Source organism: Oceanobacillus sp. FSL K6-2867, assembly GCF_037963145.1.
Taxonomy (GTDB): domain Bacteria; phylum Bacillota; class Bacilli; order Bacillales; family Amphibacillaceae; genus Oceanobacillus.
Genome location: NZ_CP150144.1, coordinates 2,257,992 through 2,279,576 on the forward strand (window position 1 = coordinate 2,257,992; position 21,585 = coordinate 2,279,576).

Genomic DNA, 21,585 nt, shown 5'->3' on the forward strand with positions numbered 1-21,585 from the left:
TATTACTTATTTATATTTCAACTATGTATCTATCAAATGTCATTTTTACCGGAACAATTGTATTTAAAGCTTCTATCTTTACATATATATTTCAATTCTATTAAAGCCTACTGAAGAAATACCTTGCTATGCGTATTCTATATTAAATACACATAGGAGGTCATTACTATCAAATACTTAACACTAATCACACTAGTAACTTTAGGTTTAATTTTATTTACAAGCGAAGTACATGCAAGCAGCCAGTATACGGTGCAATCAGGAGATATTTTATCTGAAATTTCAATGAATCATAATGTAAGTGTAGATTCATTGCTTGAATTTAACGAGTTCCTTGCAGACCCAGATATTATTTATGCCGGTCAGACCATTACCATACCAGATGCAGAGGGAGAAACATTTACAGTAACTGCTTATACTGCAGGCTATGAATCTACTGGAAAAGAACCTGGGGATCCAGCATATGGTGTTACAGCATCAGGTACGGAGGTACAGGAAGGGCAAACAGTAGCCTGTCCGGAATCATTAGCATTCGGGACAAAATTGTATATTCCTTATTTCGATAAAACATTTACTTGTGAAGATAGAGGAAGTGCAGTTACAGAAGGTCGATTGGATGTATATATGGAAGATTTAGATGAAGCATTAGAGTTTGGCGTTAAAGATTTACAAGTGCAATATTAGGGTCATTGTTGAGAGTAAATAGTGTTTTATTTTCTGAGTAAATAAAGAATATGAAGTGAAAAGCATTTCCTTGAAATGCCCATATCAGAAAAATGGTAAGTTAACAATCAAAGATCTTGGAATAAGATCGAAATTAGAACTTACATATTTCAATGTTGGAAATCTTTTCCCTTCTTTTGCCAACTATAAACTTCAAATCTTAATCATATTTTATCATGAATAAACTGCACATCCAATTGATAATTTTGTCTAACAATTGGGGGTGCAGTTCAAACCTATCCCTGTGTTCCTAATCGCCAAAAATGCAGTTAACAATCTTATTGACATGAATGTCTGTTGTATTTAAGGAAAAGATATTTAAATCCTTGTTTTTAATTAAAAGTGGAAGTTCTGTACAACCCAATATGATACCTTGTATATCCTCTCTTCTTACCATTTCATTGATGATATTTAAAAATTGATTTTTAGTTTCCGTATTCACAATGCCATTTTGTAATTCTTCAACGATTTTTCTATGAATGTATTCTTGTTCAGATTGATTAGGTACAAATATCTCCTTTTTAACAGAAATAAAAGGATTTTTGAAAAAGTCATTTTCCATTGTAAATATAGTACCTAAAAGACCGACTCTCTTTATATCGAACTCTTGTGCCTTCAAACATGTCTCCTCTATGATGCTTATCAAGGGCACTTGGACTTGTTGTTGAACTTCTTTAAAAACAATATGTGGAGTATTTCCTGAAAACACTACAAAGTCGGACCCGATACGTTCTAACTTTTTAACAGCGTCAGTTAAGTATTGAATTAGCTTTTGTGTTTGATTATTCATAAGGAGATCAAACATTTTATACATATTAATACAATTAATAAAAAGTTCTGGCAGGTCTTCTTTAGTGCCTATCTTTTCTTGGTATTTAGTAACTATTGATTGATAGTAATCTACTGTCGATTCGGGACCTGTACCACCAATGATTCCAACCTTTTTCAAACTATCCACCTCAATTATAGTTTTATATATTTACACATTTATCTTTTCCTGGAGTGGAAAATGTAGGACACAGAGAAGTTGAACAGACCAAACAGTGACTACTGTTTGGCCTTTAGCAGCATCATTTAGGCATGGTAGATCGACTATTAACCTATTTTTAGGCCTTTATCCAATCCTTTTTTAATAACTTCAACCAATGTATCAATTTCCTCTTTAGCATTATACAATGCAAAGGATACTCTGATGTTAGCTCTAGCATCGGTGACAACAATGTTGTTCTCTGTCAAGTAATCAAACCATTCCGATGAAGGAAGGTTTAATACATTAATATGGGATCGTCGCTCCCTTGTATTTTCTGGACCAATCAGTTGAATCCCGAGAGGGCGCAACCTTTCTAGTAAATAGTCACCTAGTGATAAAACGTGTTCTTCGATATGTTCAACTCCTATTGAGTTAATGATATTTAATGAATGATTGAGTGCCCGTATCCCAGAATAATTATAGTTTCCTAACTCAAAACGGCCTGAATCATTCTTTAGTTCAATAGGATTAAGTCCAAGCACTAAATCAGCTGGGGGGTTAGCCATTCCAGCAGTGGAAGTATATGCTTGCTTCAGGTTAGGAATCAAAGCCTCGTCACAATAGAAGAAACCATGTCCTGGTAAAGCCATTAGTCCCTTGTGACAACCAGCCGATAACATAGATACGCCCAAAGATTTAACATCAAAATCAATGACCCCAACAGACTGCATGGCATCGAGAACAAGATAGATATTATTTTCCTTACAAAGTTTCGAAATGTCTTGAATATCATGCCGCTGGCCTGGATGAAACGTAATATGAGAAAGAGAAATCACTCGGGTTCTTTCATCTATATATGGCCGAAATGAGTCTGCATTAAGCCACTTACCTTGATTGTAAGGAACTAGTTTCACTTCTAACCCTTTGGAACGTTGCCCTAGCCAAGCAGAGGCATTATTTGGATGTTCTGCTTCCGCAATAAGGACATTATCTCCGGGCTCCCAGGGAATGGCATTAGCCGCAATGTTTAAACCTTCTGAAGTATTTTTGGTAAAAGCAACTTCTTGACTTTTAGCTCCAATGAGCTTCCCTATTTTCCCTCTAACCTCTTCTACTTCTTCATACCATGAATCTTTATCTCCACCGGTTAAGTTTGCATTCTCAACAAGATCTATTATTTTGTCCTTAACACTAGTGGCAATCGGATTTCGGTTGGCAGCATTGAAATATAATGTATCCTTGGTTACTGGGAAATCATCGCGAATAGATTGGAATTTAGCATGCTGTCCTTGTTCTTTAGTAGTTTTAACTGTGTTCGTCATAAATAAAAACTCCTTTTTGGGTAAATTTTTTTCATAAAAGTAAACTTTTTTATTAAATAGATTTAGATTTATTTAAAATATCCCAACCTGCAATACCTGTGTTCGTCATTTCATATGGGTTTAGTATAATATCTAATTCTTCTTCACTTAATTTCCCCTTTTTGATGCACAAGTCTCTGACAGATTGATCCGTCATTAGAGCTTCATAAGCAATGAGAGATGCCTCTTCATAGCCCAAGTAGGGATTAATCGCTGTGATTAAACCAATGCTTTTTGTAACATAATTATCAACAATTTGCTCATTTGCCTTGATTCCCTTTACACAATTTTGTGTAAAGGTATTAAATCCATTGGTCATCATTTTTATTGATTGAAGCAAATTTAAAATCATAACCGGCTCCATCACATTTAACTCTAACTGACCAGCTTCAGATGCTAAGGAAATGGTTTGATCGTTTCCAATGACCTGGAATGCAATTTGATTGATAACTTCTGGAATAACGGGATTTACTTTTCCAGGCATAATCGAGGATCCTGGTTGACGTGCAGGAAGTGTAATTTCTGCTAAGCCAGCTTTAGGACCTGAAGCCATTAACCGCAAATCATTTGCTATTTTTGAGAGATTAATCATGCAAACTTTCAATGTTGATGAAAGGCTTGTATAAACATCGGTATTTTGTGTAGCGTCAACCATGTTATAAGGGATTATTAATGGAAATCCACTAATCTCATTTAAGTGGTTTATTACTAAATTTATATATTCTTGATTCGCATTAAGTCCTGTACCAACTGCTGTTGCTCCTATATTTACTTCATTTAAATGAAGTGAAGCTTGTTGGATACGAGTTATGTCACGTTTAATAACACAGCTATAAGCCTTAAATTCCTGGCCTAATCGTATTGGTACCGCATCTTGTAAATGAGTACGACCGATCTTAACAATATGGTCAAATTCATTAGCTTTTTCCAAGAAAGCACCGTGCATTTCTTTCATAGAGTCCAGCAATATCTCTGCAGATTGTAATAACGCAATATGCATCGCGGTAGGGAAAACATCATTGGTAGACTGTGAAGCATTAACATGACTATTTGGGCTTATATAAGAGTAATTTCCTTTTTCTTTTCCTGAAAGTTCTAAAGCCCGATTAGCTAGAACTTCATTCATATTCATATTAATAGAAGTACCGGCTCCTCCTTGTATAGGGTCAACTATAAATTGGCCGTGCCAATGGCCAGCTATAATCTCATTAGCAGCTGTTACAATCACATCCCCAATTGATCTCGGTAACATGTTCGTCTCCATATTTGCAAGAGCAGATGCTTTTTTTACCATTGCTAAACTGTTAATAAGTTCTTTCTCTATCGCATAGCCTGTAATTGAAAAGTTTTCAGCTGCCCGCACGGTTTGAACCCCGTAATATGCTTCAGAAGGAATTTCTTTTTCTCCTAATGCATCTTCTTCAATTCGTGTTGTTTGTTCTTCGTAAACAGTCAAGAAAATGACCTCCCATTTATCATATTAATCCTTCCTTTATTACCCTTGTAATTGTTTATCTTGCTAAGTTTATTTAAAGATTCTTCAACCTTTTCTATTAGGATCACAAAAGATTTATTTATTGTTACTTTTTTTTACTATATTAAATTTTTTTAGTAATATATACACAAACTTTTAACTAAAATGGCATGCAATACCTAAGATGGGAATTCATAATAGTATAGAATATCTTGGATTCCCTTTCTATAATTACTATTCTTACAATCTTTATAAGTGTTAGTTTGTCTACATTACCTTGCTTTTTTGATGTGGTTCTTCAATACTTCTTTTCAATTCATATACTTTTTCTTGGCGTTCAATGACAAGAGCTACTGCCGCATCTCCATAAATATTAGCAACTGTTCTTGCCCCGCCAATAAGCCTATCTACACCTGCAACAATGCCGATGGCTTCAATAGGGATACCTACGGATGTAAGTGTCAGTGTTAACATGATTAAACTTGCTGCTGGTACACCAGCAGTTCCAATAGAAGCTAGTAATGCTGTACCAAGAATGATTAATTGTTGAATAAATGTTAGCTCCATGCCTAAGAGTTGCGCTACAAATAAGGCAACAACCCCTTGATAAATAGCACTCCCATCCATGTTAACAGTGGCTCCTAATGGTAAAACAAAGCTTGACGTACTTTTCGAAATCCCCAGATTTTCTTGTGCATTTTTTAAAGTAATCGGAAGAGTTGCTGCCGAGCTATCAGTGGCATATGCAAATGTAGCGGCCGGAAATAGTCCTTTTAAAAATTTCCAAGGATTCGTTTTTCCAAGCATCCAAGATAAAAGGCCGCACTGGACAAGAATAATATGGCTTAGAATAGCTCCATAGACGACAAGAACTAATTTTAATAATGGAAGTAATACATCCATTCCTTGATTACCAACTACGCCAGCAATTAAAGCAAACACTCCAAAAGGGGCAAATTGAATAATGATAGAGGTCATACGGTTCATGATATTGTTAAGGATTGTTACAGCGTTTGTCGCCTTAATTCTCTCTGTCCCGTCTGTAAGAGAAACAATACATACTCCTACGAAAATTGCAAAAACAATAACTGGGAGTATATCTCCATTTGCAAAAGCTGTAAATGGGTTAGATGGAACTAAATTTAAAAGTGTATCGATAAAAGAAGGTGATTCTGCTGTTACCTCAGAAGCTGAGGGCAAATCAATATTCACCCCTTGTCCAGGGCGAAAAAAATTTGCAAATATAAGACCAATAGCAATAGCTATTCCAGTCGTACCGAGATAAAAGACAATCGTCTTTCCACCAATACGAGCCATTTTCTTCATGTCGGTTATTTGAGTAAGACCATTAATCAAAGCAAAAAATACAAGTGGAAAAACAATCATTTGCAGTAAGCGAATAAAGATATCACCAACCGGTTCAACCCATGACACATTCGGTCCTAGAATAAAACCAGCAATGATCCCCAATCCAAAGCCGATACCTATTCTACCCATAAGTCCAATCCTAAACCAAAATCCTTTTTTCTTCTTTTTCATAACAAGTTCCCTCCCTTTTTGAAAAGTCTAAATTTTTTATATGTGAAATCACATAAACAAAATAATTATTTCAAACAACTGCTGGTTAAAATTTTGTTGTAACTAATTAAAATTTTTGTTGAATTTATTGTAAACGTTTTCTATTGTGAAGTCAATAAAAAATCTCGTTAAAAATTTTTTAACGAGAAATGTTATTATTTCATATTCTTTCTTGACCGAATCTCATCCAAGTAATTGTAGATAGTAAAGCGGGAAACGTTTAGTGTTTCGGCCACATAATTAATGGCACCTTTGATTAAGAAGACCTGTTTTTCCTCTAAAAAATGTACAATCTCAATCTTATCTTCTTTTGACATTTCAGATACAGCAATTCCGTATTCCTCAATTGTGTTATAAATGATCTGATGAAGTATGCTTACGACGCTTTCATTAACTAATGGTCTATCTTCACTAACACTATTTAATTCGTAACCTCTTGTAAATTCATCGATTACTGTTTTTGCGTTTAATAGCTTTCCAAGATCAAAATTCATCCCGAAGGAACCAATGATTTCTCCCTGATCGTTTCGAATGAGTATAGAAAAACATTTTAAAACTTTTCCATCAGTTGTTTTTTTAGTGTAGTTATAAAGCATATCATCATCAAATCGATCATTGCTGAGAATTGCAGTCATATCCATAATGGCATCACCTTCTACACGCCCTGTAACGTGTCCGTTATCAATGTGTACTATGGATGAAGCTGGATTACGTAAATCATGAATGTTAACCTCACATGTTGGCCCCAAAGTTTGAGAGAGAGAGGTACTAATTTTACGGAGTACATTATACAACAAAGGATAGTCCTTAACTAAGCTTTTATCCGAAGTTTTGTTAAAGAGGTTCTCTTCAGAATTACTCATTTGAAAACACCCACTTCCTATTGCTTTTGCTAATTAATAATTATATAGAATTTGTAGAGATTACTCAATTTTTTTAATATCTGGTAATGTTGTACTTCCTTGGCCGATGTATTTTGACATTTATGCTTTCTTCAGTAGATTTCCCGGTGGAGCGTCTTTCAATGTGGCTTCAAGCACTTCATGAAGTACTTACAATTTATTTGATGACAGAAGTTATACAAGCATTCCTGGCTGCTTTTATTTTCGTGGCGACAACAGGAAATTACATTTGGTTTGATGTGTTTAGAGTATTCGGAAGCTATTTTTATTTTGAATAAGAAGTGTTAGGATGGGTGGATAGTATTACAAGAAGTAGAAGGTTCTTATATAAGGTGAAACTTCATTGAGTATTATTCCTTCCACGCGGTTTTCAGAAATCACAAAAACTAACTTACAACGTCTTTGTGACTTCTTCCTGTTGAACTGAATAAATCAGGGTTTACTCTAGAGATTAACTACAAGAATGATATAAAGTTGAGCGGGAATTCGTCAATGCTGCTCACAGCGTTTTTCACTCCTTGCTCCATATTCGTGTGTTGAGATTCAAGTCATTAATGATACGGAAGAATAAGATTAAATCATCATAAACAAGTTTAGACTGCTTTTTCATGGAGTCAAAAATACGCGGTTCGAAATAGTCTTTTTTATTGTATAAAAATAAACTAATGAACCTTTTCCTAAAAGCTATATCGATTGGGTTTCGATTTCTTTTTCGAAATGCAACTAAATCTTCCATTAGATTGGGAGAAAGAATGTAACGTGCTTCGAACTCACTTGTCGTACGCACTTTAAAGTACTTATTGAATTCATCATTTTCCATTTTAATCGCAGTTAATTTCTTTCCGCTTAGCACACGGTGGTAATGGTGCCTGAAGTAACGCTTTAAATGCTGGAAACTAAAGGCCTTTTTATCCTGTAATACGGTATGACCCTGAAAGTTTTTATGGAAATCTGCAAGATACAATACCCCTTGATATCTTGATTTTAGCTTCGTGCTGGATCTTCCTTGATAGTCCCTCACTTGTTTGAAAAGCTTCAGTTCAGAGAAATAGAAATCAGTAGCACCAATTTTACCTGTAATTAAATCTTCGCCAGATACGCGGTCAATCCGATTTAAATAGAATAAACCAGATTCGCCAATTAAGAGATTATTAATTTTACCTCGGCTGGCGTATCCCCATTTCATTTCATAATTAGGGTTATCCTCAGGAACTTTAGCACTTTCAAATAACGCCTTTAGCAGACTTCTTACTACTTTGCGTTTAAAAGCCATACGAAACGATCCAAGCGTTTTAAAGAAACTAACAATACTTGCTATCGTTCCGAAGAAAAAAACAAAAGCAGCCAGCCACTGGATGCCTGCATTTGGAATGGACAGGCCAAAAATTGCAGGGATAATAATACTTGCCAAAAGTGAAATCCAGCCAAATATGTATTTTAGTATTGTTTTGGATCTGATTTTATTCATATCGTCTATATCACTTTTTATTAGCTGATAGATTTCATCATAGCTAGAAAACATTTGATTAACCCCTTAGAATTTTTGCTATATCAACATCTTGCTTTTTGCTGTTATCAATATGCAATAGCTCTCTTTTTTCCAGATTCATGAAGAATTTAAATAGATTTGTAGGAAACTGCTGCAGCATCGTATTGAATTTCGTGACCCGTGCGTTAAAGGTTCTTCTGGATGCGGCCAGTCTTTCTTCCAGTTCATTAATGCTTTTTTGTAAGTGAAGATAATTTTCATTTGCCTTCAGCTCAGGATAATTTTCGACTTGAACCTGTAAACCACTGACAAGCCTTGATAGTTCATTCGAGGTTTTCACTTTTTCATTCTCATTTTGGTTATCAAATTGACTGCGGAGCTTCGCTACTTCTGTATGGACTTCCTTTTCATGTTTCGTATAAGCGGCAATCGTTTCTGCTATTCTTGTGAGGGAATCAAATCGCTGTGCTAACGTAATATCAATATGTTTAAAGGATTCTTCTATACTGTTTTTTAAAGAAATAAAACGGTTATAGGTAACTAGTGCCCAGATGAGAACAAGAGCGGCAACAGCTGCGCCTATCATCCACGGTTCAATGTTCAAGAAATTCAGCTCCTTTATTACTATTTACAACCATTATATAGGTATCGTAAAGTACTATCCAGTTACTTTTGGTTCATATCTAAATACAAGAAAAAAAGTGTATAATATCTTTCCTAACAACGTTCAATTACCCAAATCCCTTGTTAATGCTTTTACACCTCACACTTCCCGAGCCTTACTGCTGATGTTGCATACTATCACCTTACGGGCGACCTGATGCAATAAACCTTGTATATAGATACTCAAAAAGGACAGTCCAGTTACCGGTAAAAAGCGGTGACGGGCTGTTCTTTATTATATGAAGGTCTATTTAAAAACCATCTTCCAAAATATAATCGTAAGCACGATAAGAACTGCCAAATAACCATAGATTGCGAAAGGGATGGAGGAGATGATTAAATGCAAAATCGCAAACATGCCAACAATAATCATTAAGACAAATATTTTACCAGAAGCACCTCCGCCTTGCTGCGCAGTTTCAATCGGATCGGTAAACGGGTATTTGCCATTATTAAAGATCTTATAGGATATTAACATCTGTAATAAAGCTGTGATGACAACAACCGCTAAATCAGGTATGATGCGGAAGGAGAATATCCAGATGTATAATATGGACAGAACAAAGATAACCGGTAAGTACAGCTTTACGAAGACTGCCTTTAAAGTTGCACTGTAGACAATGGTATGCTTTTGAATTGGTGTTGTTTGGAAAATCCATGCTCCTTTATATTTTGCAGAAAACTGGAGCATATAAACAACCGTTCCAATAATAATGTTAGAAAAGTAGATTGTTAAAAAGGAGTTGCCTTGCCCCAATTCATCCAGTGTCTGAAAGCTCAAATTGTTAAAAAGGAAAATTACTGGGAAAACAAGTGCCATTCCCAACGAAGGGTATACTTTTAATTTAAAATCCCTCTCCCTGCTAATCATAATCGAAGCAAAGCGGTAAAATATTTTTTCCTCTCTGCTAAAACAAACTAATCTTTCTATCAGATCATTTAGAGTCCGTCTTTTCTTTCCTTTTGTGCTTGATTCCTCCATTAGCTTTTGTAAATTCCGTTCGAATGATGGCATTAAAAAGTAATATAGGAAAACCGAGATGATTGGTCCTAACACTGCAAATAGGGAAAGGATAATCATCTCACTGGAATAGTCCTGGTTTAATGCCAGTTCAAATGGTGCACCGAACCATACTGGTGGAATCAATACATGCCACCAGCTAAAGTTATAAACATATTCCAGACCAGCAACATCAAATAATCGTATGATGATTTGATAGCCGACTACAACTGCTATAGCCAGTAATATCTGTACATAATTAATAATATCCTTGAGCTTTTCTCCATCGAAAAATCGTAATACAAACATATAGATTAGTGCAGTAAAAGCTAATACCAATAGGTCTATTAAAAAGATATCAATAAGGAATAGGAGAAAGTAAATAAATCCTTTTGTAAAAAGAAATACAATTGCTGGTATGGCAATAAATGCTCCCGTAATTAGTGTTAAGTAAATCGCAACATGAAAAAACTTGGCCGCATTAATGGTTCGGCCGTTCACTGGTTTGGTATTTAAAATTATTTTATCCCGAACATCCAGCAGTACGGAAGAAAAATCTGAAATCATTGATGTGCTAAGGATGAACATAGCGATTCCGGTCATAATGCTGACCTGAAACAAATAATTATCTCCAAGAAATGCAAATGGAGTGAGTATGAGACCGTATAAAGCATAAATCCATAATGATTTAAGAAATTGATTTCCCTCTTTTTTCTTCGTATTTTGACTAAGTATGGTTGGAATACGCCGCTGATCCATCGTAAGCTTTAATTCAAGAATTCTCCGCATCACACTATAATCAATATTTAATTTGCGGAAAACCGGTTGAAAAGTATCAAGCATTTTTAAAATACGGATTTCACTCATCTCAGGCTTCCTCCGTTACAATGGAGACAATCTTTGCCGCTGTTTCTTTGTGCTCGTCAAATCCTGTTAATTGATTAAATACAGCTTCAAGTGACCCCGCCTTACTTTGTGCTTTTAGTTCATCAAAAGAACCATCTGCCGCAATTTCACCATTCACTAATAAAACAATTCGATTACTTATTCTTTCAACCACATCCATAATGTGAGACGAATAAAAGATTGTTTTTCCCTGATCAGCCAAGACCTCCAGCATGTCTTTAATAACCATAACACTATTCGCATCAAGCCCGCTTAATGGCTCATCAAGAAAAACCAAATCTGGATTATGAAGAAGACTAGAGGTGATTAGAACTTTTTGTCTCATTCCTTTAGAAAAAGAGGAGATCCTCGAATGAAAAACGTCTCCCATATCAAATTCCTCTAAAAGACTGAATGCCTTCGTCTCGGCAGCTTTACGTTCCAAACCATATAATTCGCCAATAAATGTGAGGTATTCTGCTGCTGTCAGATTGTCGTAAATCTCGGCGTTTTCCGGTACATAACCAATTTTTTGTTTATACGTATAATCATTCGATGCAATGTTCTGGCCAAAAATTTCTACAACTCCGCCATAACCTTCTACTAATCCGAGCATGATTTTTAATGTCGTACTTTTTCCAGCACCATTTGGACCAATATATCCTATGATTTGTCCACGGTAGACATCTAGATTAATCCCGTTTAAAACGTCCTTGCCGGGATAACTCATATATAGATTTTGAAGTGATAATACTTTCTCTTTCATCCTCTTGTGTCTCCCTTGCTATTAATCTATTTTCTTCCTCTAACATAACAAGGTGTAATTGGGAATGCAATGGAATTTAAGATATAAAAATTTCCCCAGTCATAATGATTGGGTAGATTCCTATTAGGGGAGGCAGGCCATAAAGGAAGGGATGACAGTTACTCTTATTGCAATAAATACTGTGCAGGAGGGAAAAATATACATCTTTAGTAGACTCAGATTAATGTCGATCGGATACAAACCACAAGTATATTTAGTTTATCCTTCCAAAATTCCGGGGACACACCTTATAAATGCTTATATAAGGATGTGAATCAAATGAAGGCTGTAACATTTCAAGGTAAGGAAGCGATGGAAACGAAGAATGTTAGTGACCCTAAGATTCAGGAAAACAGTGACATGATTGTACGAATTACCGCGAGCGGCATCTGCGGATCAGATCTTCATTTATATAATGGCGGAATTGTCCCGAAAGAGGATTACGTCGTCGGGCATGAGCCAATGGGCATTGTTGAGGAAGTAGGTTCAGACGTGAAAAATCTTAAAAAAGGTGACCGTGTCGTGATTCCGTTTAACATCGGTTGTGGAGACTGCTTCTTCTGTAATAACCAGATGGAGAGTCAGTGCGATAATTCCAATCCGCATGGTGAGCCAGGTGGTTTATTTGGATTCGCGGATGATTTCGGGAATCACCCAGGTGGCCAAGCAGAGTATTTACGTGTTCCTTATGCGGATTTTACATCATTTAAAGTTCCGAAAAAAAGTGAACTGGATGATGAACAGGTATTATTCTTATCGGATGTCATCCCGACTGCCTATTGGAGTGTGGAATATGGGGGTGTCAAAGAAGGTGACACGGTGATTATTTTAGGAAGCGGTCCGATTGGACTTATGGCTCAAAAATTCGCTTGGCTGAAAGGTGCAAAGCGTGTCATTACCGTAGACCAAGTAGAACATCGACTGGATCATGCGAAGAAAACGAATAAAGTAGAAACCTACAACTTTAAAGAAAATGAAAAGATTGGCGAGCTATTACATGAGGAAACTGAAGGTGGAGCAGATGTCGTGATTGATTGTGTTGGGATGGATGGTACAGTTCCACCAAATACTGAATTTGGCTCTAAAGGCGATAATCAATTCGGAACGATCAGTCCAATTATTACCGCATCACAAGCTGTACGGAAGTTCGGAACGGTTCAAATAACAGGTGTTTATGGTACGGAGGCAAATAACTTCCCGCTCGGCGACTTTTTCACACGGAATGTGTCGTTGAAAATGGGCCAAGCTCCTGTCGTTCATCTGATGCCAAAGCTATATGAAATGATTGAGAATAAGGAGTTTGATCCAACCGATATTATTACACATCGCGTGAATTTGGATGATGCTGCAATAGCTTATAGTATTTTTGACAAGAAAGAGGATGGCTCTATTAAAGTTATTTTCAAGCCGTAATCAATAAATGAAGCTTCTCATATTCAAAAAGCCCACGGGGGCAGGCCTCTGTGGACTTTTGCTATCTTCCATTCCCATTAGCGAACAACTACAGATATCATCAACATCATATAGACATTCACCACTAACAAGCAGCTTATAAAAAAAGTTACGAGTATGGATGCTTTTTTGTAAATTGATAATAGTATTAATCCGACTAATAATAGGGCTATGAAAAAGAAATAAACAATATCTAAGTTAATTGTCAAACCAACGGTGCTGCTGGAATCAATGATGCTGTTATGAAATAGCTGAAATACAGGTGACAGTGCATCCTCGGTTAAGTAATTGCCGTGAGGCGGCGATTGCTGGGTGAAAAATGCTGTCACCGCAAAAATAACAAATAAAACAATACCTTCTAACCGAATCCACGGAATTGGATTAAACGCAGTATCTTTTGCCAGGAAATATTTCACAACGAACCCGTTTAATAAGGCATAGAAAACAAGTGGAATCAGAAATAGGTGTTTGATTAATAAACCTTGTCCATACGAAACCATCCACGAATCCGTATACCCATCGACCATGACATCCATTAATAAGATTCCACTGAGCGCTGCAGCTGCTAAACAGCTGATAGCGACTTTGGAAAACCAGCTTAAAAATTTCAGCCAATTATCATGGTTTGTTGCAAACCAGCCGACAATAAGGATAACACCAACCCAAATACTGATAGCAGCTATATGGATAAAGTGGCCTGTAATTCCCTTGATTGGATCCATGGCTCCAGCATGGCTTGACCAAGCAATGGTTAAGATAAGCGCGAATGTTAGAAATAACGCTATTGAAGCAGAAATGCGCTGTTCCTTTGACCGCATTAAGGCAATGACAAGTACTAATAAAGCAGAAACCATCAGGGTAAAGTTCCATGCATTACCAACCGTATAGCTTAGTAAAACTGTTTGCAAAGCTTCCGCAAAGCCCAGACGCGGCACAATAAATAAGATAATATCAAGTACTGGCATAAAGGCCAAGATCGGTACCAGGATGGCGCTGATCAGTAAGTAATCCGTGGGAATTTTTACCTCTGGACGATAGGTGCTTGGTATAAGCAGAAGGAGAAAACCGCCTGCTAAAATTGAAAAGCATACATATAAAAGCACCTGACTAATCATGACAAGTATGTCCATTTGCTATTTCTTTCTTTTAACTAAGAAGAAACCAATGATTACAATAATAATTAAAGCACCGATTATGATTCCGGTCATAGAAGATGATTCGTCGTCTTCCGTCACTTGCTCAGCAGATTCTGTTGCTGCTTCATCTTCAGCTGTTGTTTCAGCTTGTTCTTCGGCTTCTTCATCCTCAACTGCTTCTGATTCAGCTGATTCCTCTTCTGCAGCTTCAGGAACCTCGGCATCAACCGCAAAGGAGAATTCGCCTTCTAATGGGTGACCATCTGCACTAATAATGCTCCAAGTTACTTGATATTCATCATTTGCAAGAGGCTCTGCAACCATGCCTGTTAATGTGCCATCACCAATAACGATGTCCTCGATTTCAACAGCTTCTCCATCTGTTGTCGTTACCTCGATAATGCTGCCTTCTTCAATTTGACCCTCAAATTCCAGCACAATTTCCTCCAATGGCTCTGTAACAACATCTCCATCTGCTGGATTCGAACCGTGAAGATGTGAGTGAGCAAATGCGCTGGTAGAAAAACATGTTATTAATAAAACTGCTATTGCTGTACTAACGATGCGTTTCAAAATTTATTCCTCCCTTTCATATCTCGGCAATCACATAATATTAGGATGCGAGTTACCTATAAATATTATAAATCGAAAGCTAAATCGTGCATAATACCTCGAAAGAGTGATTTAAACGCAAAAATTCTATAAATGAGCGATTAAATGATAAAATAAAGTCATATTTTAGATGAAGAAAAGTGGTGCAAACTTGAAATATAACCAAATTAAATGGCTCATTTTATTTTTGCCAACAATTACAATCGCGCTTTGGGAATATGTACGTCATGAGTTCCTCCTATCATATATTTCGATGGAAATGGGGAATTTCCTTTCTCCTATATTAGTTTTTATTGTGACACTCGTCTTTTTACGGCATTTATTTTCTATTTTAGAAAGAATGCAGAAGGAATTAAGGGCAGCAAAAGCAAAAAAAGCAGCCCTTCTGGAACGTGAAAAGCTGGCAAGGGAGCTTCATGATGGCATTGCCCAGTCCCTGTTCCTGTTATCTGTAAAAATGAATAAGTTTGGAAGAAAGAATCAGCTGGAACATGATGCGGATTTTCAAAAAATAAAACAAACCCTGCAGCATGTGCACGAGGACACACGGCAGGCGATTACAAACCTGAGATATGTTCCAAGTAAGGATACATTCAGCTGGACTGAAACGATATATCAATATGTAACAAAACTGAAGCAACAGCACTATATCGATGTCCATCTGGAATGGGAAATCCAAGAAGATACCTTATCATCAAAAGAGAAGGTCGAGCTGTTTGCCTGTGTAAAAGAAGCGATTATGAATGTCATTAAACATGCCAGGACAAATCAGGTATGGATTGAAGCGAAGGAAACAGATAACGGGTGGATATGCCAAATTAAGGACCGAGGAATAGGGTTCACAAACGAGATGGTGCAAGCGAGTAAAGGATATGGACTCCAAATTATTCAGGACAGAGCGAGAGATATGGAATGGGAGTTTTCAATGAAAAAAGTAAATAATGAAACAATCCTGGAAATAAAAAAGGAGGGCAACTAGATGAAGCCTTATCGCATACTGATTGTGGACGATCATGTCCATGCTAGAGAAGCAATTCGGGAAATTTTAGAAGGACACGAAGATTTTTCTATTGCAGGGGAAGGGAAGAATGGCGAAGAAGCGATTAAGCTTACGGAAGAATTAATGCCTGATATTATTCTGATGGACATTCAAATGCCAGTAATGGACGGGCTGGAGGCAACGAAACAAATTAAGCTTAAATTTCCCTATGTCAAAATTGTCATGATTACGGTCTCGGATGATATCACCGATTTATTCGATGCTTTAAAGAAAGGTGCCCAAGGATATTTATTAAAAAATATTCAATCAGAAGCATGGGTGGACTATTTAAGAGCCTTTGCCGTAGATGAAGTCCCGATGTCCAAAGAAATTGCCTTTCAAATTTTAAAGGAATTTCCGCAAAGTAAAGCCGTTGCAAAAGAGAAAACGCCTTTATCCAGCAGAGAATTGGAAGTGCTTCAATTGGTAGCGAAAGGTATGTCCAATCGGGAAATATCAGATACGCTATTTATTTCAGAGCATACGGTTAAAAGTCATCTGAAAAATATTTTAAGCAAGCTGCATTTAGATAACCGCGTGCAGCTGACTAGCTATGCCTTTCAGAAAGGGCTAATTGATTAGCGGGAGCAGAAGTTTGATGATAGGTTTGACAAAGGTTCGCCTTATAAGCAAGAAAGAGCACCATATCCTTATTCCGGATTTGTGCTCAATTCTTGAACAAAGGCAAATATTTTCAATTGCTATGATAATTTTTTAAAGCTATCCATGCTGCTGAACCAATTTGCTGCAAGGAAGAGGAATAGATAAATTAACAGGTCATAAAAGCTTGACCATCCTTTTGGATTGTAAAAATCAATCATTTGAAAGAATTTCATCCCTACAAAGGCACTGAGAGCCCCGAATATGAACCCTTTTAAAATGGGGTTAGCCGTTGGCTTTATTTGCAGTGTAAACATAACCGCGACAGGAACTAGAGAAAAGTGATATGGAAGAAATAATACCGGACCTATTGGCGAGAAAATCATTGGGTAAGACCAGAGTCCCCGGGACAAGGCAATAAGGTCAATCATTAATGACAAAATGATGGTAATAAATCCTCCCATAAGAAGTCTGCCAGTACTTTCCTTTTTTCTAAGTAAAAACCATACAATCCATGGAATAATAAATAGTCCAATTCCTAACCACCATTGCCATGTAAACAAAAAGGCATTAATCACTGTTTCGGACATCAAGCCATCCGCATCAATTAACTGTTCATTGGCTCTTTCAATTTGCTCTATTCCATCTTTAAATGTCATTCATGAACCGCCTCCATTATGTATCTCACTTTTATGAAGCTCTGTTTTTTTGTATGTTTTATGGATATCTTTTGCAACTATTTTCCTTTTATGTGCAAAAAAGTGTTATTAGTATTACGCACACCCTTTCTTGTTCCTATTTTTTCGAGAGCAGCAAAAAAATAGGAAAACTAAAGAATGAAGTGGCTGTAACATCGGTTATATTTGCGTTATTCATGTTTACTGTCTGGGGTACATTGTTTTTGATTTGCCGTTTGGGGTGGTTGGATTTGGTGAGCTGTTACCGGTGATAATCGGTGGTATTATTATATTTGGTGAAATGATGAGAGGGTTATTTTATTCCCGTATCCTTAGAAAGGACTACAGTGTTAGTATAAAAATAGATATAATAAGGCTATCTACTGTTGAAGGGACTGAATGATGCACAGATGGCAATATTTTTTCATCCAGCTGATTTAAATTTTTGGAGGTAAAAGTATTGAAAAAAGAACTGTTCACCAAAAGATTGCATTTACGTAAAATGAAAGTGTCCGATTCGCCAGCTTTATTTAACATCTGGTCTGACCCAGACGTTACAAAATTCATGAACATCTCTCGCTTCATAAATGAATCACAGGCAAAAGAAATGATTGAATTACTTGATGAATTGTCTCAGACAAGCAAAGCAATACGTTACAGTATGGTCGATTTAAATACTAATGAAATTATTGGAACGTGCGGCTTCAATTCTATTGATTTTGAGAATGCCCGAGCGGAAATAGGATATGATATCACTAAAAACAAATGGAGGATGGGTTATGCTCCGGAAGGAATCCGGGCATTGATAAACCTTGCTTTTGGAAATTTACAGCTCAATAGAATAGAAGCAAAGGTAGACCCAAAAAACGTAAATTCCATACACGTACTGCAAAAATTGAACTTCACATTTGAGGGGACATTAAGACAATACGAAAAGTCAAAAGGAAACTTTGTTGACATCAGTATTTATTCGTTATTAAAGACTGATTTATCTTACGTATAATTAATTATAAAAAAGTGGATTTGAAAAGGCTCAAATCCACTTTTTTTTGCTTATTAATAAGCCCCCTATATTTATTTCTCGTAATACGCTCCAAAAATCTTATAACCATGTGTTTCAAGCGGGTAATAAAAAAATAAGTTCACCCACACTCAACGTAAATTATGTACATAAGATTAAGATGCGCGATAAAAATATTCCCAATATTTTATATTTTAATTGAATAATTTCCTTCATTTATTATAATAATGATGAAAGATACCAAGTCTATTGGCAGGTTAGGTCGTACAGGTTGATAGAAGGAAATAAAAATACGTAAAATGGAGGCTGTTATGGGGAGATTAATTCATTTTGAAATTCATGTGAGTGACATGGAACGAGCTAAGAAGTTTTATGGCGAGGTGTTTGGCTGGACATTTCAAGATTGGAGTGACTATGCTGGAATGCCATACTTTGGAGCGGTCACTGGAGATGAAACGGAACCCGGTATTAATGGAGCATTGATGCAGCGACAAAGTGAACCGCCAGAAACGAACCGAGCTTTGAATGCCTTTGCCTGCACAATGGGTGTGGAAGATTATGATGAAACGGAAAAGAAAATTCTCAGTAATGAGGGCAAGGTAGCAAAACCAAAGCATGCACTTCCTGGTATGGCGTGGCAAGGCTACTATCATGATACAGAAGGAAATATATTTGGTATTCATCAGCCAGATGAACACGCAAAATAGTACTTTGTATAATCCTAATCCGCCTTTTGCCAAATATTACTACTCGGCAAAAGGCTCTTTAAAATTTAACTGTCAGTATCTATAATCTATCACTTGTAACGGAAAGAAATTAAGCTTAGTCTTCAACCTCAATTAGAAAGGTTTTTTCATCAAAACTTCCGCGCTCGGCAGCTTTATCAGCTCGAATTTGTTCCAATTCCTCAAAGGAAGCTCCATGTACATGGAGCAAGGAATGAATTAACTCCAAAATATCTGCCAGTTCCTCCAACTGCTCTTTCTTCGTTGAAGCGCTCTGATATTCTATCATTTCTTCACTTAACTTTTTCTTAAGTTCTAGAATATAGCGATCATGATTGAGTGTTTCTGTTTTTAAATCTTTGCCAGAGTCTTTAATGATTTCAGGAATCCGATCACGAACTAGTTTATTATAGGTTGTCATGTGAGCACTCCTTTTTTCATTTTATACATTAATTGTTACTTTCCCGTAACCCCTGATTACGAAACTTTAATGATAAAGTTTTTATTTCTGCCAAGCGAGCATAAAGCCTCCTGTACAATTCGAGATTAACTCTATTGGACAAGGGGCTCTATATAATGAATATTTTATGTAGATGTTATTATTTACTTTGCCTTCATCGGTGTTGATCTACAAGAATTTGATTCCCGTCTGGATCTTCAAGTGTGAAATATGCAGGTCCTTCACTTGATTCGTCCGCTTCACTCGCCAATTTGATTCCTTTTTCTTTAAGCTGCTTTTGAAGCTCCCGAATATCTGTAAATGAATCGAGGTTTTGGGCGTTTTGATCCCAACCGGGGTTAAAGGTTAAGATATTTTTGTCAAACATACCTTGGAAAAGTCCAATTATGGTGTCCCCGTTCTTCATAATAAGCCAATTTTGATTAATATCCCCACCTAAAGTTTCAAAACCGAGGTTTTCATAAAAGGATTTGGATACATAAATGTCTTTAACTGTTAAACTTACTGAAAATGCGCCTAGTTTCATACTTTCCCTCCTTATTGTTCTTTCTCGATAAGACAAAACTTTTTGACAATTTAAGTATAATGGATTGCTTGCACATGCACAAGATTCCAGAAGATCAAGATATAACAATGCCAGGTGATGCAATCCGGGCATCACCTGGCATAGCTTTTTTATTGTCCTCGCCATATATGAATAAGGTCTTGATTTTGTCCTCTGGCAAAGACATCGGTACGGTTTGGTCCCCAGGAAACAGCAGCGGGTGCTGAAGTTAGGTTCCCCCCAATGCTTTGCCATTCTCCCCAGCGTGAACCATTCCATTCTCTTCGGTAAAGTCGGTTTCCCGCACCTCTGGCAAAGACTTCTAACCGATTTGGACGTCTGGAAGAGACGGTAGGAGCGCTTGTTAGGTTTCCGCCAAGGTTTTCCCAATTACTCCACGTGCTTCCATTCCACCATTTATGAATTAAGTTGTTATTTTGTCCTCTAGCAAAAACGTCAATTCGATTTGGTCCCCAGGAAACAGCAGATGGTTCCGAGGATAATGTGCCGCCAAGATCTTCCCATTCTTCCCAGCGGGATCCGTTCCATGTTTTCTTGTATAGCCGGTTTCCGGTGCCTCTAACAAAGACATCGAGCTGGTTCGTTCTGCGGGAAGATGCTGCGGGACCGCTTGTGAGCGTGCCACCAAGGCTTTCCCAGTCATTCCATCTGCTCCCGTCCCACCATTTATGATAGAGGGCATTGTCCGTTCCGCGAACAAATACATCAATTCGATTTGGTCCCCAGGAAACGGCACCGGGAGGAGATGTTAACACACCGCCAAGGCTTTCCCAGCTGCTCCATCTCCTTCCATCCCACCAAATATGGTAGAGTGCGTTATCTGTTCCGCGAGCAAAAACATCCAAGCGGTTACTCTGCCAAGAGGAAACGGCAGGAGCCGATGTCAATGTACCGCCTAAACTCTCCCAACCTGACCAACCTTGCTCAGGGCTCGGTTCACCAGTACGGATGATTTCCAATACAATTTCAAACACTCGAGTTAACACACGATCCATCACATTTCGCGGGATATTCAATTGTGTAAACAAGACGGAAAACCAAGGAACCTGTCTGTGAAATTGCTGATAAACCTGAGTAGTTGACTGGTTCGTATTTGCTTGGTTAAGTGTATAATTAACAATAAAAAAGAAAACATAATCCGCAATCTGTCTATTCATTCCTGCTTGTTGCAGCTGGGAATATAAATCATCATGCTCGGAACGCAGTCGTTGCATTATCTCCTGAGCATTTACTTGTTGGCGCATATCTAAATAAGAATGACCATAATGGTACAAAGGCATTGGTGCTGGTATCCAATAATAATATGGGTAGCTATACATATTGATTCCTCCGCTTTTTCATTAGCATATGCATGGAAAAGGGAATTGCCAACGGTTAGAATTAACTTTAGGGAATTTGATAAAAAATATATATGAGCGTGCTATACTTCAAATAACGGTAACTTAAGA

General features: G+C 37.0%; 22 protein-coding genes. 7 read left to right on the top strand and 15 right to left on the bottom strand.

Going from position 1 to position 21,585, the window contains the following annotated elements; all coding sequences use genetic code 11:
• The first annotated feature begins 252 nt into the window (after positions 1-252).
• Positions 253-684 carry a LysM peptidoglycan-binding domain-containing protein gene (locus tag NSQ77_RS11140; RefSeq protein ID WP_339226045.1) on the top strand — a complete coding sequence of 144 codons (432 nt, stop codon included), beginning with the start codon at positions 253-255 and terminating at the stop codon, positions 682-684.
• Between the two features lie 289 nt (positions 685-973).
• Here NSQ77_RS11140 and NSQ77_RS11145 read toward each other — a convergent pair whose 3' ends face one another.
• From NSQ77_RS11145 to NSQ77_RS11165, 5 genes are all read right to left on the bottom strand, one after another.
• The gene (locus tag NSQ77_RS11145) at positions 974-1,672 is read right to left on the bottom strand and encodes an amino acid racemase (protein ID WP_339226046.1); all 699 of its coding nucleotides are present in this window, start codon (positions 1,670-1,672) and stop codon (positions 974-976) included.
• Between the two features lie 146 nt (positions 1,673-1,818).
• Positions 1,819-3,015 carry an aminotransferase class V-fold PLP-dependent enzyme gene (locus tag NSQ77_RS11150; RefSeq protein ID WP_339226047.1) on the bottom strand — a complete coding sequence of 399 codons (1,197 nt, stop codon included), beginning with the start codon at positions 3,013-3,015 and terminating at the stop codon, positions 1,819-1,821.
• Between the two features lie 52 nt (positions 3,016-3,067).
• Positions 3,068-4,510, bottom strand: coding sequence for an aspartate ammonia-lyase (gene aspA, locus NSQ77_RS11155; RefSeq protein WP_339226048.1), 1,443 nt, complete (start codon positions 4,508-4,510; stop codon positions 3,068-3,070).
• 285 nt (positions 4,511-4,795) lie between these two features.
• Complete coding sequence (locus NSQ77_RS11160) at positions 4,796-6,067, bottom strand: dicarboxylate/amino acid:cation symporter (protein ID WP_339226049.1); 1,272 nt, start codon at positions 6,065-6,067, stop codon at positions 4,796-4,798.
• Positions 6,068-6,261: 194 nt separating this feature from the next.
• On the bottom strand, positions 6,262-6,969 hold the full coding sequence (locus tag NSQ77_RS11165; RefSeq protein ID WP_339226050.1) for a PAS domain-containing protein: 708 nt from the start codon (positions 6,967-6,969) through the stop codon (positions 6,262-6,264).
• 161 nt (positions 6,970-7,130) lie between these two features.
• On the opposite strand from NSQ77_RS11165, the gene NSQ77_RS11170 reads away from it, so the two are divergent.
• Positions 7,131-7,286 carry a hypothetical protein gene (locus NSQ77_RS11170; RefSeq protein ID WP_339226051.1) on the top strand — a complete coding sequence of 52 codons (156 nt, stop codon included), beginning with the start codon at positions 7,131-7,133 and terminating at the stop codon, positions 7,284-7,286.
• 233 nt (positions 7,287-7,519) lie between these two features.
• On the opposite strand, the gene NSQ77_RS11175 is transcribed toward NSQ77_RS11170, so the two are convergent.
• From NSQ77_RS11175 to NSQ77_RS11190, 4 genes are all read right to left on the bottom strand, one after another.
• Positions 7,520-8,530 (bottom strand): DUF3137 domain-containing protein, encoded by a 1,011-nt coding sequence (locus NSQ77_RS11175; RefSeq protein WP_339226052.1) that lies wholly within the window; start codon positions 8,528-8,530, stop codon positions 7,520-7,522.
• A gap of 4 nt (positions 8,531-8,534) precedes the next feature.
• Positions 8,535-9,101 (bottom strand): LemA family protein, encoded by a 567-nt coding sequence (locus NSQ77_RS11180; RefSeq protein WP_339226053.1) that lies wholly within the window; start codon positions 9,099-9,101, stop codon positions 8,535-8,537.
• A gap of 306 nt (positions 9,102-9,407) precedes the next feature.
• On the bottom strand, positions 9,408-11,027 hold the full coding sequence (locus tag NSQ77_RS11185) for a hypothetical protein (protein WP_339226055.1): 1,620 nt from the start codon (positions 11,025-11,027) through the stop codon (positions 9,408-9,410).
• Position 11,028: 1 nt separating this feature from the next.
• A complete protein-coding gene (locus tag NSQ77_RS11190) occupies positions 11,029-11,811 on the bottom strand; it encodes an ABC transporter ATP-binding protein (RefSeq protein ID WP_339226056.1) in 783 nt (260 codons plus the stop codon).
• A gap of 318 nt (positions 11,812-12,129) precedes the next feature.
• On the opposite strand from NSQ77_RS11190, the gene NSQ77_RS11195 reads away from it, so the two are divergent.
• Entirely contained in the window at positions 12,130-13,263 is a 1,134-nt protein-coding gene (locus NSQ77_RS11195) for a zinc-dependent alcohol dehydrogenase (RefSeq protein ID WP_339226057.1), read from the top strand.
• Positions 13,264-13,340: 77 nt separating this feature from the next.
• Here NSQ77_RS11195 and NSQ77_RS11200 read toward each other — a convergent pair whose 3' ends face one another.
• Together NSQ77_RS11200 and NSQ77_RS11205 are read right to left on the bottom strand one after the other, a co-directional pair.
• The gene (locus tag NSQ77_RS11200) at positions 13,341-14,432 is read right to left on the bottom strand and encodes a CopD family protein (RefSeq protein ID WP_339226058.1); all 1,092 of its coding nucleotides are present in this window, start codon (positions 14,430-14,432) and stop codon (positions 13,341-13,343) included.
• Positions 14,433-14,435: 3 nt separating this feature from the next.
• On the bottom strand, positions 14,436-15,011 hold the full coding sequence (locus NSQ77_RS11205; RefSeq protein WP_339226059.1) for a copper resistance protein CopC: 576 nt from the start codon (positions 15,009-15,011) through the stop codon (positions 14,436-14,438).
• A gap of 190 nt (positions 15,012-15,201) precedes the next feature.
• On the opposite strand from NSQ77_RS11205, the gene NSQ77_RS11210 reads away from it, so the two are divergent.
• The gene (locus tag NSQ77_RS11210; RefSeq protein ID WP_339226060.1) at positions 15,202-16,029 is read left to right on the top strand and encodes a histidine kinase; all 828 of its coding nucleotides are present in this window, start codon (positions 15,202-15,204) and stop codon (positions 16,027-16,029) included.
• Positions 16,030-16,671: a response regulator transcription factor gene (locus NSQ77_RS11215; protein ID WP_339226061.1), complete on the top strand. Its 642-nt coding sequence runs from the start codon at positions 16,030-16,032 to the stop codon at positions 16,669-16,671. It abuts the gene before it with no gap.
• Positions 16,672-16,790: 119 nt separating this feature from the next.
• Here the strand turns inward: NSQ77_RS11215 and NSQ77_RS11220 are convergent, their stop codons facing one another.
• On the bottom strand, positions 16,791-17,348 hold the full coding sequence (locus NSQ77_RS11220; RefSeq protein WP_339226062.1) for a CBO0543 family protein: 558 nt from the start codon (positions 17,346-17,348) through the stop codon (positions 16,791-16,793).
• Between the two features lie 478 nt (positions 17,349-17,826).
• On the opposite strand from NSQ77_RS11220, the gene NSQ77_RS11225 reads away from it, so the two are divergent.
• Together NSQ77_RS11225 and NSQ77_RS11230 are read left to right on the top strand one after the other, a co-directional pair.
• Complete coding sequence (locus tag NSQ77_RS11225) at positions 17,827-18,369, top strand: GNAT family protein (RefSeq protein WP_339226063.1); 543 nt, start codon at positions 17,827-17,829, stop codon at positions 18,367-18,369.
• 329 nt (positions 18,370-18,698) lie between these two features.
• Positions 18,699-19,094 carry a VOC family protein gene (locus tag NSQ77_RS11230; RefSeq protein ID WP_339226064.1) on the top strand — a complete coding sequence of 132 codons (396 nt, stop codon included), beginning with the start codon at positions 18,699-18,701 and terminating at the stop codon, positions 19,092-19,094.
• A 115-nt stretch (positions 19,095-19,209) separates the two neighbouring features.
• Here NSQ77_RS11230 and NSQ77_RS11235 read toward each other — a convergent pair whose 3' ends face one another.
• From NSQ77_RS11235 to NSQ77_RS11245, 3 genes are all read right to left on the bottom strand, one after another.
• Positions 19,210-19,533: a nucleoside triphosphate pyrophosphohydrolase gene (locus NSQ77_RS11235; protein WP_339226065.1), complete on the bottom strand. Its 324-nt coding sequence runs from the start codon at positions 19,531-19,533 to the stop codon at positions 19,210-19,212.
• A 193-nt stretch (positions 19,534-19,726) separates the two neighbouring features.
• Positions 19,727-20,098: a VOC family protein gene (locus NSQ77_RS11240; RefSeq protein WP_339226066.1), complete on the bottom strand. Its 372-nt coding sequence runs from the start codon at positions 20,096-20,098 to the stop codon at positions 19,727-19,729.
• A gap of 149 nt (positions 20,099-20,247) precedes the next feature.
• On the bottom strand, positions 20,248-21,456 hold the full coding sequence (locus tag NSQ77_RS11245; RefSeq protein ID WP_339226067.1) for a sialidase: 1,209 nt from the start codon (positions 21,454-21,456) through the stop codon (positions 20,248-20,250).
• Positions 21,457-21,585: the final 129 nt, after the last annotated feature.